Annotated in this window: 19 protein-coding genes and 1 pseudogene; 7 read left to right on the forward strand and 13 right to left on the reverse strand. The window is 64.4% G+C overall.

The genetic code is table 11. The features are described from left to right. Positions 1-55: 55 nt before the first annotated feature. The 13 genes from C7H84_RS37610 to C7H84_RS30270 form a co-directional block, all read right to left on the reverse strand. The gene (locus tag C7H84_RS37610; RefSeq protein ID WP_276208419.1) at positions 56-178 is read right to left on the reverse strand and encodes a hypothetical protein; all 123 of its coding nucleotides are present in this window, start codon (positions 176-178) and stop codon (positions 56-58) included. Next, on the reverse strand, positions 175-363 hold the full coding sequence (locus C7H84_RS30220; protein WP_121862234.1) for a hypothetical protein: 189 nt from the start codon (positions 361-363) through the stop codon (positions 175-177). Before C7H84_RS30220 ends, C7H84_RS37610 begins: the two co-directional genes overlap by 4 nt. 118 nt (positions 364-481) lie before the next feature. Next, on the reverse strand, positions 482-1,132 hold the full coding sequence (locus C7H84_RS30225) for a hypothetical protein (protein ID WP_121862235.1): 651 nt from the start codon (positions 1,130-1,132) through the stop codon (positions 482-484). After that, entirely contained in the window at positions 1,129-1,752 is a 624-nt protein-coding gene (locus C7H84_RS30230) for a hypothetical protein (RefSeq protein ID WP_121862236.1), read from the reverse strand. Before C7H84_RS30230 ends, C7H84_RS30225 begins: the two co-directional genes overlap by 4 nt. Before the next feature lie 2 nt (positions 1,753-1,754). Next, on the reverse strand, positions 1,755-2,054 hold the full coding sequence (locus tag C7H84_RS30235; protein WP_121862237.1) for a hypothetical protein: 300 nt from the start codon (positions 2,052-2,054) through the stop codon (positions 1,755-1,757). A gap of 12 nt (positions 2,055-2,066) precedes the next feature. Further along, positions 2,067-2,315, reverse strand: coding sequence for a hypothetical protein (locus tag C7H84_RS30240; protein ID WP_121862238.1), 249 nt, complete (start codon positions 2,313-2,315; stop codon positions 2,067-2,069). 106 nt (positions 2,316-2,421) lie between these two features. After that, positions 2,422-4,224 carry a replication endonuclease gene (locus tag C7H84_RS30245; RefSeq protein WP_121862239.1) on the reverse strand — a complete coding sequence of 601 codons (1,803 nt, stop codon included), beginning with the start codon at positions 4,222-4,224 and terminating at the stop codon, positions 2,422-2,424. Then, positions 4,224-4,484: a hypothetical protein gene (locus C7H84_RS30250; RefSeq protein ID WP_121862240.1), complete on the reverse strand. Its 261-nt coding sequence runs from the start codon at positions 4,482-4,484 to the stop codon at positions 4,224-4,226. Before C7H84_RS30250 ends, C7H84_RS30245 begins: the two co-directional genes overlap by 1 nt. After that, positions 4,481-4,735, reverse strand: coding sequence for a hypothetical protein (locus C7H84_RS30255; protein WP_162999414.1), 255 nt, complete (start codon positions 4,733-4,735; stop codon positions 4,481-4,483). Before C7H84_RS30255 ends, C7H84_RS30250 begins: the two co-directional genes overlap by 4 nt. A 103-nt stretch (positions 4,736-4,838) precedes the next feature. After that, positions 4,839-4,988, reverse strand: a complete 150-nt coding sequence (locus C7H84_RS36630) for a hypothetical protein (protein ID WP_162999415.1) — start codon at positions 4,986-4,988, stop codon at positions 4,839-4,841. 172 nt (positions 4,989-5,160) lie between these two features. Then, complete coding sequence (locus C7H84_RS36635; RefSeq protein WP_162999416.1) at positions 5,161-5,481, reverse strand: hypothetical protein; 321 nt, start codon at positions 5,479-5,481, stop codon at positions 5,161-5,163. A 59-nt stretch (positions 5,482-5,540) separates the two neighbouring features. Then, positions 5,541-6,578 carry a LysR family transcriptional regulator gene (locus tag C7H84_RS30265; RefSeq protein WP_121862407.1) on the reverse strand — a complete coding sequence of 346 codons (1,038 nt, stop codon included), beginning with the start codon at positions 6,576-6,578 and terminating at the stop codon, positions 5,541-5,543. An 82-nt stretch (positions 6,579-6,660) separates the two neighbouring features. Continuing rightward, positions 6,661-7,404, reverse strand: a complete 744-nt coding sequence (locus tag C7H84_RS30270; RefSeq protein ID WP_121862243.1) for an SDR family oxidoreductase — start codon at positions 7,402-7,404, stop codon at positions 6,661-6,663. Positions 7,405-7,609: 205 nt separating this feature from the next. Between C7H84_RS30270 and C7H84_RS30275 the strand changes: the two genes are divergently transcribed. The 7 genes and pseudogenes from C7H84_RS30275 to C7H84_RS30305 all read left to right on the forward strand — a co-directional run bounded on the left by C7H84_RS30275 (position 7,610) and on the right by C7H84_RS30305 (position 13,517). Next, positions 7,610-9,109 (forward strand): PLP-dependent aminotransferase family protein, encoded by a 1,500-nt coding sequence (locus tag C7H84_RS30275; protein ID WP_121862244.1) that lies wholly within the window; start codon positions 7,610-7,612, stop codon positions 9,107-9,109. A gap of 309 nt (positions 9,110-9,418) precedes the next feature. Further along, the gene (locus C7H84_RS30280) at positions 9,419-9,919 is read left to right on the forward strand and encodes an Ohr family peroxiredoxin (RefSeq protein ID WP_121862245.1); all 501 of its coding nucleotides are present in this window, start codon (positions 9,419-9,421) and stop codon (positions 9,917-9,919) included. Positions 9,920-10,040: 121 nt separating this feature from the next. After that, a complete protein-coding gene (locus tag C7H84_RS30285) occupies positions 10,041-11,042 on the forward strand; it encodes a bestrophin family ion channel (RefSeq protein WP_121862246.1) in 1,002 nt (333 codons plus the stop codon). A 232-nt stretch (positions 11,043-11,274) separates the two neighbouring features. Beyond that, positions 11,275-11,367: pseudogene (locus tag C7H84_RS37285) on the forward strand (peroxiredoxin); the annotation flags it as partial. 179 nt (positions 11,368-11,546) lie between these two features. Beyond that, on the forward strand, positions 11,547-12,026 hold the full coding sequence (locus C7H84_RS30295) for a carboxymuconolactone decarboxylase family protein (RefSeq protein WP_121862247.1): 480 nt from the start codon (positions 11,547-11,549) through the stop codon (positions 12,024-12,026). Between the two features lie 4 nt (positions 12,027-12,030). Continuing rightward, positions 12,031-12,435, forward strand: a complete 405-nt coding sequence (locus C7H84_RS30300) for a cupin domain-containing protein (RefSeq protein WP_121862248.1) — start codon at positions 12,031-12,033, stop codon at positions 12,433-12,435. A gap of 149 nt (positions 12,436-12,584) precedes the next feature. Then, on the forward strand, positions 12,585-13,517 hold the full coding sequence (locus C7H84_RS30305) for an MBL fold metallo-hydrolase (RefSeq protein ID WP_121862249.1): 933 nt from the start codon (positions 12,585-12,587) through the stop codon (positions 13,515-13,517). The last annotated feature ends 113 nt before the right edge of the window (positions 13,518-13,630 follow it).

Here is a 13,630-nt window from a genome sequence, read left to right on the forward strand (position 1 = left end):
TCCTTAAACGTGGTTGTGACGACTCGCGCCGCTCGGCGCGCAGTGCAGATGCGGCTTACTGGCCGCCGGGCAGGTACGCGCCGACGACGGGAACCGCCATCACGTTTTTCTGGATGAACGCCACGACGGCGAACGTCGCGAGCGTAGCGAGTGCAGCGTGCAGATGTGCCTTGTTCATTGCTGGGCTCCGGAAGGGAAAAGGGATTGTTCCGTGCTCCAGATCGAATTCCCGTCGACCAGCTTCTTCATCGCCGGCACCTTGGAAATGATGTAGGCGGCGACGAGCACGCCGACCGTCGTCGCAATGATTTCTTGCGACAGGCGGAAGCGCGAAGGCAGGTAGGACGGGGTTCCGGCAGACACGGGTATCTCGAAACGAGTGAATGAGCCCGCAGAATCCCCGACCGGACGGGGAGGCGTCCAATCCGGCGAATCGCCGCGTTTCGCCGCGATTCACCGGACCAGACAGCGCCGCGTTTCGCTACTTTTTTTGCGGCGAGGGGGGCGTCATGACGCCCGTGGTGTTGGTTTTCGTCTCTTTGACGCGGTGGACGTACTGGAATTTGTCCAGCTCAAGCAGCGGCCGGTATTCCAGCACCATGACCTCTGCCATGGCCTTGGCGTCGCTCGTGTAGCCCATCCGATAGCAGCGGATCTCGGTGCAGTTGCCGAAAAAATCCTTGTCGACGTGCGCCGGCCGCTGGCTTGTGCCGATCACCGTCAGGCCGCGATGGCGGCCGGCCGTGCTGATCTTCTTCCATGCCGGCGGCGCCCAGCTCGCCATGGTCACGTTGGACAGTTCCTCGACCACCACCGCCCATCCGTCCAGCTGCCAGACGATGCGGCAGAACCGATCGAACTGCGCTTTCAGCTCTTTCGCGTTTTCGGACGGCACGAACACGATGCGTTTCTGCCCGGCCTTGATCGCGTCGACCAGCTCCGTGATGGACCGCACGCATACGCCGCCGATCACGTCGGCGTACTTGTCCGTTTCTTCGAGCAGGGACCAGACCAGCACCGGCCGCGAGCGCGGCAGGCGGCGCAGGTAGTCTTTCACGTAGATGCCCTTCCCCATGCTCGACGCGCCCACCACGCCGATGATGTCGGCGCTGTTGTGGATGCCGGCGCTCATTGCGCGTAGGTCGCGCGATCGAGCGCGGCCGACATGTCCGGCGCCAGATTCGGCACTCTCCCGGTCGTGCGCGGCGCGACCGGTGCCGGCGTTTCGCTCGGCGCCGACGGTTGTCCAGGCGGAAGCGGGGCGCCTTCGAGATGCGCCTGCGCGCGGCGTGCAGCGAGCGCGGCGGCCTGAGCCTGCGCCTTCGCGACCTTCGCGTACTGCACCGTGCCGATTGCGACCGGGAACGATGCGATGCCGAGCGCGACGAGCGGCGACTTGAATACCTCGCCGGCCCCGCCCCACCCGTATTTCGCATCGCACCGCGCGAGCGCCGCGCCGATGTTGTCCATCCGTTCCGCCGACCATACCGGCTTCAGGCCCGGCACCGCCGACGTCACCAGATCGGCCGCCGCGCGCATCGCCTCGCGCCAGCCCTCGACCAGCGCGGCCATTTCCGCTTCTTCGGCGTCCTGCTCGGCCTGCTCGGTCTTCAGGCGGATCGATTCGTTTTCGTCCTGTTCCTCCTGCCGGATCGCATCGAGCGGATCGAGCGCGGCGGGGGATTGGTCGGCCGTGGACTCGGCCCGCGCGTCCGGTACGGGGGAGATAGGGGCATCTGTGATTTTCGCCATGGTCAGACGTTCCAGAAGCCGGCGGGCATGCGCGCGCGCGGCGGGTTTTTCGGTTGTTCGGGTTGCGGCGTTTCGCGGGGATTCGCCGGCTCGGGTTCCTGCACGGCGGCCGGTGCCGGCGCCGCGTCAGGATCCTCGAACGGGCGCACCTTCGCGCGCAGCGCGCGGTCGCCCCGCGCTCCCTTGGTTTCCAGCTTCGTGCCGCAGGCGGCGCAGCGGTAATACGCCATGCCGTTCCGGTTCGCGGACACGTCGACCTCCCGGTCGCACAAATGACAGTCGGATTTCCCGAGATACGACATGGCGCCCTCCCCTTACGCGGCCGGCTTCGTTTCCACCTGCGTCGGCGCACCGCCGAGCAGCGGGTCGACCACGGCCGCGACGACACCGGCTGCGTTGAAGCCGGCTTCGATCTTCGCCTCCAGCGCGGCAACGCGCGCTTCGAGCGCGTGCACCGTGTCGTGCGCGGCCTGCAGCGCATCGGCCAGCGACGCGCGGTGCTCTCCGTTCATACGCAGCGCGTCGACGGCCTTCGATACTGCATCCTTCAGTGCTTCCAGCATGGTCCTACCTCCTCAGAAAATGCCGCGATTCGCGGCGAATTACAGCGCTTCGACGGCCTCAACGAGGCGTCGAACTGCTGCGATTTGCTTGCCTGCCGCCAACTTCTCAAACGTCGACAGCCCTTCGAACATGCGGCGCAGTTCCGCCGCCGCCTCTTTCGCTTCCTCGATATCCGATCCGATGATCGAATTCCCGTGCTCGTCGCACTTCATCGCCTTCCCCTTCCGTACAGTTATTGACACAAGTCCGAGTGCTCGCGGCTGCGCCGCTGCGCGACACCACCCGCCATTCATGCCGCGTCGCCGGAACGAAAATTTCCGTCTCGCGCGAATACGTGACCAAACCATCCGTGATAGTCGCGACGCCGCGCGCGGCGACGCCGTGCGGCACCTTCGCCGGCACGATGCCGTAGCGGCCTTCGCGCATTTCCGTCGTGCGCTTCACGTACACCATGCGCTGCTCGCCCGCGACGCCGCCCATAGCCCGGCAGAACGCAGCCCAATCGGCGGGCCGCTCGTCCGTTTTCTGCGCTGCTGCCCACGCGTCGCGGATCGCCGCGGACTCCGCTTCGGTCGGCAGGTCGTCTGCCTTCACGCGGCGCAGCTCGCGCCACACGCCGACCGGCGCGCACCCGAACGCCTGAAACTGCCGGATGCCCCATTGCGCGGCCCACGTCTCGACGCGCTGCGACGGCGTGATTTCCAGATCGCCCAACAGGTCGGGCACGACCGTGAAGCCCTCTTGGGTCTTGTGCTCGCCTACCGCGTGACCGTCGATGTTCTTGCTGATGTATTTCGCGATGTAGCCGACTGCTGATCCCTTCGCGCTGTCTATCCGCTCGAACTGCACGCGCCGCACCCGGGCCCCGCGCTCGTCGCCCGAATCCTTCAGACCGTGCGCGCGCATTACCGCGCAGAACCGGTCGACGTTGTTCGAGAAAACGAGCCCGTGCCAGTGCGGCGTCGCGTCGTGGTGCGGCTCGGCCACGCGCATGCCGAAGAACGTCACGCCCTCGCGGTTCAGCTGCGCGCGGATCCGCGCCCACGTCTTGCGCAGGTACGCTTGCGCGTCGCGCGGCGTGAGTGCCGGGTCATAGCGCTTGTTCGGGATGCAGCGCGTGCCGCCCGCCAGCTGGCGCACGGCGTGGAAGCGGCTCGGGCAGGTCAGCGTGAACATCACGCCGGCAAACTTCGCCTCGCTCGCCAGCTCTTCGCAACCGCGCAGGCGCGTGAACAGCTCGCCGCGCTTGATCGCCTTGTTGGACACCGACTTGTCCGACAGCTCCGCGAGCGTGAAGCGATGGCCGTCCTGATTCTCGAGCGTGACCGCTTCGAGCGTGGCGCGGTTGCGCCGGTTCTGCGCGACACGGCGCCGCACGGCGTCGCCGCTCGCGTAGCAGTCCGCGCCGTAGTGGACGAACCGCAGGCGAATGTTGGACGCTTCGGCGCCGCGCGCGTGCGTCGTGCGCAGCTGGCGCCGCCACCACAATTCGCACATGGCGCGCGCGACGACGCCCTCAGGCGTCTCCGCTTCAGGCATCGCGACGCCGTACGCGTCACACGTCACGCGCGCGAGCACCAGCGCGTCGGCCGTCGTCAGGCCGATCATGCGGAACTGCGCTTCTGCCGCGATGCGCCGCGCCTTCTCGACAATCTCGCCGTCCGCCGCGTCCGGCCGCACCGCGCGCGTTTGCGGCGCATGCTCGGCCTCGAACGCTTCGAGCGCGGCGCGCGCGGCGCCGACGTCGAACATGTGCGACGCACTGCGCCCGGCCGCCGAGCGCCGGCCAGCCGCGAGCGCGTCGCGCATGGCCGCGCCATACCAGCGCAACGGCACGCGCGTTTTCAGCCCGTGCGCGACCGGCAGCGCTTCGACGGACGCTTTCGCGTCGACGGCATAGACCCACATCAGCCGATCACCCGCGCGACTGCCGCTTGATACGCGTCCGGCGCAATGGCGCCCGACGCTGCACGCTCGCCGCGTTGAGGAAAGCGCGCGCGCAGTTGCCCCACCAGCTGACGGCATAGCGCCGAGCCCACTTCCGACGCGCGACCGCCGGGGCGCGGAACTCGCGCCGGCCGGAACGATTGATGTGTGTCACCCGCATAGCCCAAGTCTCCATCTTCAATGCGGTAGCCGATATCCTCGAACGCCGCCGAGCCGCTCATGCCTCGCCCTCGATCTTCCGTGCCGACGTCGTATGCACGACGCGTCGCGTCTGCGTCACGACGAACGATTTCCCGCATCCACGCGGTTCGACCCATGCGAGGCCGCCCATTGCCGAATGACCCGGCGTGCGCGTGCAGGTCTGCACCCACTGCCCCACTGAATCCATCAGCGTGACCCGCACACCGCAATACGGGCATTCGACGCTCGGCTCGACGTGAGCCGAATGCAACAACGTTTCGCCGCCAGCCATCACGCACCCCACGCTCTGCGTTGCATCCACGAAATGCCGCGATCGACGCACCACGCGCCCGCGATCGCCATCGACCAGCACACCAGCCATTCACCCGCGTTCATCAGTACCCCCGAACAAGGCGACGCAGCAGCGCGTCCGAGATCGTCACCGCCGACAGGCGATGACCCGGCAAACGGATTTGCACATCGGTTACGACGAAATGCCCCTCGCGCCACGCTATTGCCGCCGACGCGTGATTGGTCTTTTTCATTGGTGTTTGGCCCCGATTAACGAGACGATCCGGCCGTGCATGCGAACGCACGCCGGGCAAGGCTTACAGGCGAATTGAAAGGGGATGTTGTCGTGCAGAAAGCACGACCGGCGCCGGAGAAACCGGGCCGCAGAGGCAAAGCGGGAAGTCCAGACAGGGCGCGCCCGAGCGGCTACGCGGACAGGTGATAGCGCCGCCAACGTTGCATGTGCAACGAGTAGACACTTTCATAATTATCAACCTGAGCGATGTAGGTCCCAAGTTCAGATGTCGCGTTTCCGCTAAATAAAAATGTCGTGTTTTGGCCTGTAGGTTGATCGTCTGCACCCTTGGGAGCGCCGGCGATGAACGCGACTGGGACGATCACCATGACGATGCGTGAAGTGGATCGGCTGAAGGTAATCCAGGCCGTGGTGGATTTGGGCTTGAAGCCTGGGCGTGCAGCCGCAGATCGAACGGCTAGTGATTCGGTACCGGGAATCTGGTTGCTCACCCGTACCCGATGCTCGACAGATCAATCGTGCGCCCTCAACGTCTTCCTTCCTGGAACCTTCAAGCAGCTAATGCCGGCGATGATTCATCCGTGACATCCGGGTTGAAACGGGTCATGCAGTTCAGGTCAAGTGCGCGTATCTGCTCGGTCATGAAGTCGACGAAGATGCGAATGCGTGTTGGCAGATGTTGCCGACTGAGATAGCAGATATAGTGGCCGCGATCTTCCGGCAAATACTTCGCTAGCGCGACGACGAGCTCGTTCGATGCAAGGTGGTCGCGAATCTGATAGCCCGCCATCTGCGCGACACCCGCTCCGCGTAGAACCGCCTGCAACACCAGATCCGCGTCATTGAACGTGAGGCGGGACGTCGGCAAGTACTTTTGTACTCGGCCGTCGACGTTGAATTCCCATTCGAAGATGCGGCCGCTCGCGAATCGGAAGTTGATGCACTCGTGCCGGTCGAGATCCGCCAGACTCTTCGGGAGCCCGTGCCTCGCCACGTACGATGGTGCTGCGCAAAGCGCCATCTGCATCGGAATCAGTTGCCGCGCAATGATGCTGGAGTCCTCGATGCGGCCATTTCGAAACGCCACGTCGATCCGTTCCGACACCAGGTCGATCGGCCGGTCGTCGAGCAGGAGGTCGAAGACGACGTCGGGGTATGCCCGCGCAAACGTTTCCAGCAACGGCGCAACGATTTTCCGGCCAAACCCCACCGCCGAGCTGATACGGATCAGGCCGCGCGGCGGCCCCTGCCGCAGTTCCAGCATGTCGTTCATGGCCTCGACGATTTGCGCGACGCCCTGATGGCAGTTCTCGAAGAATCGCTGGCCTTCGCTCGTCAGCTCGGTCGTGCGCGTGGTCCGCTGGAACAGCCGCGTACGTAACTGCGCTTCGAGCTTCTGGACATTCCGGCTCACGGCTGGGCGTCCGACGCCGAGCCGTTCGGCGGCCTTGGTAAAGCTTCCCTCGCTCGCCACTGCAACGAAGGCAAGGATGCCTGCATAGCTTGCACCGAAGCTCGCGGATAGCGCATCGGCGCGACTGGTCAGGGCGCGACAAACACCGTGCTCCGAAGGTTCCGAATGAATCATTTCCGCTTCCTCAGACATGTCGCTCACTCCGATTGCCCGTTGTCGGCGTGCGCCGGCGAACCGCTGCACAGAAGAACGCGAATCAGCTTCTTGCGAGCCACTGGTCGAGACCGATGCGGCCGAGTCGCGCACTCCCGAGCGGCACCAGCGATTTCTCCTCGACGCGGCCGCCGTAGTAACGGGCGTCGCGATCGGTCACCACCGTACGCGTATCGCCGACCGATTTCAGATACCGCGCGACGACCTCCGCGAACGGCGCGCGATCCGGGCCCGCGATCTCGACCGTGCCGTTTCGCGGCGCGGCGAGCGCGATCTGCGCGACGAGCGCCGACACGTCTTCCGCAGCGATCGGCTGAAACAGGCCGTCGCCGATGCGGACCGTGCCGTCTACCGTGCCGGCATCCGCGATGCCGCCGATGAATTCCATGAATTGCGTCGCGCGAACGATGGTGTACGGAACGCCCGCCGCTTCGATCGCCTGTTCCTGCGCGACCTTTGCTGCGAAATAGCCGTTCGCCGGCATGCGGTCGCAGCCGACGATCGACAACGCGACATGGTGGCGCACGCCGGCGGCCACTTCCGCCTTGCCGAGATTGCGTGCTGACGTGCGGAAGAAGTCCAGCACCGCCTGCGGCTCCCATGACGGCGCATTCGCCACGTCCACGACGACGTCCGCGCCCGCCAATGCGTCAGCCAGGCCTTCGCCCGTGATGATATTGACGCCGGTGCTCGGCGAGGCAGCCAGCGCATGATGGCCGGCTTCGCCGAGCAGCGCGACGACACGCGAGCCGATCAGGCCCGAACCACCGATGACAACGATCTTCATCACAAAATCTCCCGACGAATGGATTGCATTGGACTGCGAGGGGTACGCGACGCCGTCGGATCCGTTGAAAGGCGGTCATGACCGTCGCATGGCGTGCCGCAATTGTGGAAGAATCATGTCCTATCCATAAGTGCCAAGAATCGTCGATCGGACTGGTCCATACCGCCTCTGCGCCTGTCCTGTTCGCGCCACCCGAGAGACCGTGATGTCTGCGCAGACGCCCCCGCTGTCCATCGAAATCGACCGGCAACACCAGTTGCCCGTCTATCTGCAGATTTGCGAGCGGTTCAAGGCCGCGATCGCCGCCGGTCATCTGCGCCCCGGCGATCGCGTGCCCGCGCTGCGCGGCTTGGCGACGCAACTGAATACGGCGCGCGGCACGGTTGAGCAGGCCTACACGGTCCTGGTCGACGAGGGCTATCTGCAAATGCGCGGCGCGGCAGGCACGTTCGTCTCGCCGTCCCTGCCGGTCTCGCTGAGGCAGCCGCCGCCCGCCCCCGCCGAACACGCCGACGCGCAACGTGCGTCAGTCGGATCGAACGACACTCCGCCGCCACGCCGAGCGCAGCCGATCGCCGTCGCGCTGAGCGGCGAGCCGCGCCCGCTGCAACCCGGGCTCCCGGCGCTCGACGCATTTCCGCGCAAGGTCTGGCACCGGCTCGTGTCGCAGCGCGCGCGCAGCAGCGAACGCGCACTGCTCGGCTACCCGAATCCGGCCGGTTACCGGCCGCTGCGCGAACACATCGCCACCTACCTGACGCTGTCGCGCGGCGTCACCTGCGTGCCGGAACAGGTGTTCGTCACCGGCGGCTACCGCGCCACGCTGGAACTCATACTGCGCAGCCTCGCACGGGCGGACGAGCGCGTGTGGTTCGAGGATCCCGGCTATCTGCTCGCACGCGGGTTCCTGTCCGAGACCGGCGTACAACTCGTCCCCGTGCCGGTGGACGCCGACGGGATCGACGTCGAACGCGGCATGCAGCTGGACGCGCAGGCACGCTTCGCGGTGGTGACGCCGTCGCATCAGAGCCCGCTCGGGCATACGCTGTCGCTGCCCCGCCGCATCGCGCTGCTCGACTGGGCCGAAAAAATGTCGGGGTGGATCGTCGAGGACGACTACGACAGCGAGTTTCGCTATCTCGGCCGCCCGCTGCCCGCGTTGAAGAGTCTCGACCGGCGCGATCGCGTGATCTATTGCAGTACCTTCAGCAAGGCGATGTACCCCGGTTTGCGGCTCGCCTACGCGGTCGTGCCGGAGCGCGCCGTGGAGCGCGTCGAACGCGTGGCGTGCAGCATGAATGCCGGGTCACCGCCGCTCCTGCAGGCGGCGCTGGCCGATTTCATCGAACAGGGGCACTTTGCCCGCCATCTGAAGCGCATGCGTGCGCTGTATGGCGAGCGCCGCATGCTGATCGTGCATGCATTGCGTCAGGCGTTCCGCGAGCGGCTGATCGTCGAATTGCCGGTGGGCGGCATCCAGTTCGCGGTGCGATTCACCGACGGGCCCGATGGGCCGGTCGACGACGTCGCCGTCGCCGCACGCGCGCGCGACGCCGGACTCGCGGTCGTGCCGCTGTCGATCTGGTATACGAACAGCCACACGCAGCTCACGCCGCGCGGCCTCGTCATCGGGTTCGCGAACATCGTCGACGCGGACGAAGCGCAGCGTCACGCGACAACGCTGCGCGCGTGCGTCGGCCGCTGACGCGCGGGCCGCAGCCGGTTGGGTGTCACAGTCCTGCGTCACGGCCCCGATTGGTGTCCGACGAGAAACATTGAATCGCCCGCGACGGCCATACCGTCGCACGGTGCGCTCCGCTAGCATGAGGGCGCCCTTCTCCATGGACGAACCTGGATTCGGGCTGCCCCGGAAGATTGCCGCGCTCCGCATACGATCGTTCGCTCTACCTGTTCGTGAAGACGCCATCTGCCCGGGCCGTGCAGCCCCCTTTGCAACACGCTTCGACAAATGAACGACCGGGAATCGAAGCGTCGCTGAACTCGAGCACGCATCATGAATGACAACAAGCTGCAGGCCCCTCCGCTCTCCCTCCTCGACAGGTATCGGGGTCGGGATTTCCAGCCACTCTATACGACAAGCGTCACCGTGTCCGGTGGCGAGACGGGACACGGCCGCGCATCCGGCGTCGTGCGCTCGGACGACGGGAACCTCGCCGTCGATCTGCGCCTGCCCACCGAGTTGGGCGGCGCCGGCAATGGGACCAACCCCGAGCAATTGTTCGCGGCGGGCTTCGCCGCGTGCTTTCATGGTGCGCTGAACCTGCTCGAGCAACGCGCCGGCATGGAACCAGCCGACACGGTCGTGGAGGTGCGGGTTTCGTTTGGCCGCGATCCGATGGACGGCGGCCATGCATTGCTCGTCGACGTCCGCGTCCGGATGCCCGGCGTCGAACAAGACATCGCGGAAGAACTGGTTCGAGCCGCGGAGCGCCTGTGCCCGTACGCAAAGATGGCCAGACAAGCCACCGTCAATGTCGTGACTGTCGTTGATTGACGCGACGCCCGTCGGGCGGTAGCGGCACCTGTCCGCTGAAGACCTTCGTTCGTGCTTTGTCGCGCGTGGCCGCTGCGCCGTGCATTCGGGGACGCGCCGAGTCCTCGATGAGGCAAATGAAATGCATCTCGGAAAATCGTACAAGTTGTCGGAGTTCCTGATCTGGACACGCTGGAACATCTACGCGCTTTTCGTCTTCGGGACCGTACCGGTCATTCTGTACAAGTTCCTGTGCGTCACATGGTTGTCGATCCCGCTGACGATCGTGGTTCTCCTCGGAACCGCGACGTCGTTCATCGTCGGCTTCAAGAATGTCCAGACGTACAACCGCGCAACGGATGCGCTGGAAATCTGGACCGAAATCGTGGGCAAGAGCCGTCGCTGGGGCCAGCTCGCGCGCGATTTTTCCGGCGACGAAGCGATTTCCCGCACGTTGATCGATCGACACCTTGGATGGCTGACCGCGCTACGATACGAACTGCGTCGCCCTCGGGTCTGGGAAAGCACGAGCAAACGCTACAACGCGGAGTACCGCCGGTTCTATCGCGTTCCGGAGTGGGAACAGGACATCAGGGAAGTGTTGCTGAAATACCTGTCGCCGTCTGAGACGGCACAGGCGCTCTCTTCCACGTCCATCGCGACATTCGTGCTGAACCTGCAATGCAGTGCGCTCAGGACGCTTCACGCGGCCGGTCAGCTGAATACGAGCTTCTATATGGAGCTGAACAAGACGACCGGGGATTTCATCGCGCTCCAGTCGAGATCGGAACGTTTCAAGAACTTCCCGTATCCGCGACAGTACGCGACCGTCAGCTCGCTGTTCGTCCGGTTCTTCTGCCTCTCCCTTCCGTTTGGTCTTCTGAGCGAATTCAACCGGCTGAACGATGGTGTGAGCGGTTTCATGCACGGCAACATGGTATGGCTGGTCGTGCCATGCAGCGTCGCGGTGTCGTGGATGTATACGTCGCTCGACCAGGTCGGCGAAAGCACCGAGAATCCGTTCGAAGGCGGTGCGAACGACGTTCCCATTTCGACGCTGTGCGCCACGATCGAGCGCGATCTGAAAGCGATGCTCGGAGATCCTGCCGACCATCCGCGCGACCACACGATCATCGCGCTATAGGGAACCAGGCTCTTTCTCGCTGGCATCGGGCGCGAAGGTGGCGCACGTCCGTTCACCTGCGTACGATTCCCGGCGGCCTCGTTCAGTGCGCGCCCCCCGCCATGCCACCACCGTGCCTCGCGGGCTTGATGAGCCAGACCAGCGGCACGATTACGATGAAGATGATCGACGACAACCAGCGCCCACCGATCGCGCCACCGCAGTCGTGGAAAATCCCTGCGCCCGGGTATCCGCGGAACGTCTTGTCCGCGACACAGAACGCCTGTGCCCCTATGCAAAGATGGCGCGGCAGGGAATCTGCAGTGTCCTCGCCGTGTCAGCGTGAATGAATCTCGCTGGCATACGTGGCGAACGATTGGTGCCGAAGCGACAACAGAGTGCACACCCGCCCGGTACTACCGGCCCGCGGGACCCGCAATTACGATGGCTGCCAAGCTGGTCGTGCGATCAATCGCGATACGCAGGGCTGGCAGTACCCAATTCCACAAATCAGGAGAACAGATCATGTCGCAACGTATCAACTACTTTCAGCAATCGCCGGAATTCACCAAGAAACTCGTCGAGCTCGACGGGTTGTTTCAAAAGACGACGATCGAAGCGCCGGTCCGCGAACTCGTCGAGATTCGCGCATCACAACTGAACGGCTGCGCGTTTTGCGTCGACATGCACGTCAAGATGGCCCGGATCCACGGCGAGCGCGAACTGCGCATGCATCACGTCTCGATCTGGCGCGAGTCGACGCTCTTTTCGCCGCGCGAACGCGCCGCGCTCGCATGGACCGAAGCGCTGACGCATCTTTCGTCGGATGGCTTGCCGGATGATCTCTACGAACGCGTGCGTACGCACTATTCCGAAAAGGAGCTGTCGGATCTTACCTTCCTCGTCGGTGCGATCAACTGCTGGAACCGGCTGAACGTCGCGTTCCGCATCGTGCCCGGATCGTTCGACAAGACGTTCGGGCTCGACAAGGCCAACCTGGAGTAACGACATGAAACGCATCATGCTCGCACTTGCACCGCTCGCGCTGTCGCTGCTGATGCCCGTTCAGCCGGCCGCCGCCGCGCCGCAAGCGACCGTTACAACGCTGACCACGGAGCCGTTGCCCGAGTATCCCGGCAAGGAGGTCGAGATGATCGTCGTGGATTATCCACCCGGCAGCGTCGATCCCGTTCATCGTCACGATGCGCACGCATTTGTCTATGTGCTGGACGGCAGCATCGTGATGGGCCTGAATGGCGGGAAGGAAGTCACGCTCCACGCCGGCGATACGTTCCACGAAGGCCCGAAAGACCTACACACGGTCGGCCGAAATGCCAGCAGCACGAAGCCGGCAAGATTCGTCGTTTTCCTGATCAAGAACAAGGGGGCGCCGGTCCTCACGCCCGTGAATTAGCGCAATCGTTGTCGAGGTTCGGCAACGCCGGGCCGTTTCCCCGGTTTTGGTCGAGCCAATGCGGGCGCGGTCGCGCGCTACCTAGGTCGTACTTTTGGACCATGCCGTGCTGTTCAGCGTACCAAACTTAATCAATAGGACTATTGAAGATGAGAGAAACAATCCGCAATGTGCAGCCGGTCACCGCCAACCTTGGAAAAGGCGGAGCAGGCGAACTCGTGCCTTCCCGCTATGCCGTGCGCGTCGGTGACGTCGACGTCGTGTTGATTAGCGACGGCGTTTTGCCGCTGCCGACGTCCACCATGTCAACTAACGTGAGCGAAGCTGACCGCAATGAATGGTTCGACGGTCGTTTCCTCCAGCGCGACATGTTCGACTGGGCGCTGAATATCGCGCTTGTGCGTAGCGGCGAACGCCTGATCCTGATCGATTCGGGCGTGGGTGACGGATTCGAATACTTCTCGCGCGCCGGTCGGTCGGTGATGCGCCTGGAAGCGGCCGGCATCGACCTGGCGGCGATCACCGATATCGTGATGACACATATGCACATGGATCATGTCGGCGGACTGAACGTTGATGGCGTCAAGGCCAAGCTGCGCCACGACGTGCGCATTCACGTGTCGGCCACGGAAATTGAATTCTGGAAAAACCCCGACTTCAGCAAGACGGTGATGCCGGAAACGGTACCTCCCGCGCTGCGCAAGGCCGCTGCAAAGTTCGCGGAACTCTACCGCGAAAACATCGTGCAGTTCGATCAGACCGTGGAAGTCGCCGCGGGTGTGTCGGCCCGCGTGACGGGTGGTCACCCGCCGGGACACTGCGTCGTGGACATCGCATCCAACGGCGAGAAACTGACGTTCGTGGGCGACGCGATTTTCGAAGTCAACTTCGACAATCCCGATTGGCAAAATGGCTTCGAGCATGATCCGCAAGGCGCTATCGACGTGCGTATGGCGCTGCTCAACGAAGCGGCTGACACCGGCGCACTGCTGGCCGCGGCGCATGTCGCGTTCCCCTCCATCGGTCACATTGCAAAGAGCGGTGAAGGTTTCCGCTTCGTGCCGGTGCAGTGGGACTACTGATCGACGCTCGACGATCGACCATAGTCGGATAGGTTGCCCTGACGATTGCCGGAGAACCGCCGCGAGCTCACATGACTCGCGGCGGTTTTTTTGCAAATAACCGCTGGTCCAGC

The organism is Burkholderia sp. Nafp2/4-1b, assembly GCF_003635165.1.
Taxonomy (GTDB): domain Bacteria; phylum Pseudomonadota; class Gammaproteobacteria; order Burkholderiales; family Burkholderiaceae; genus Burkholderia.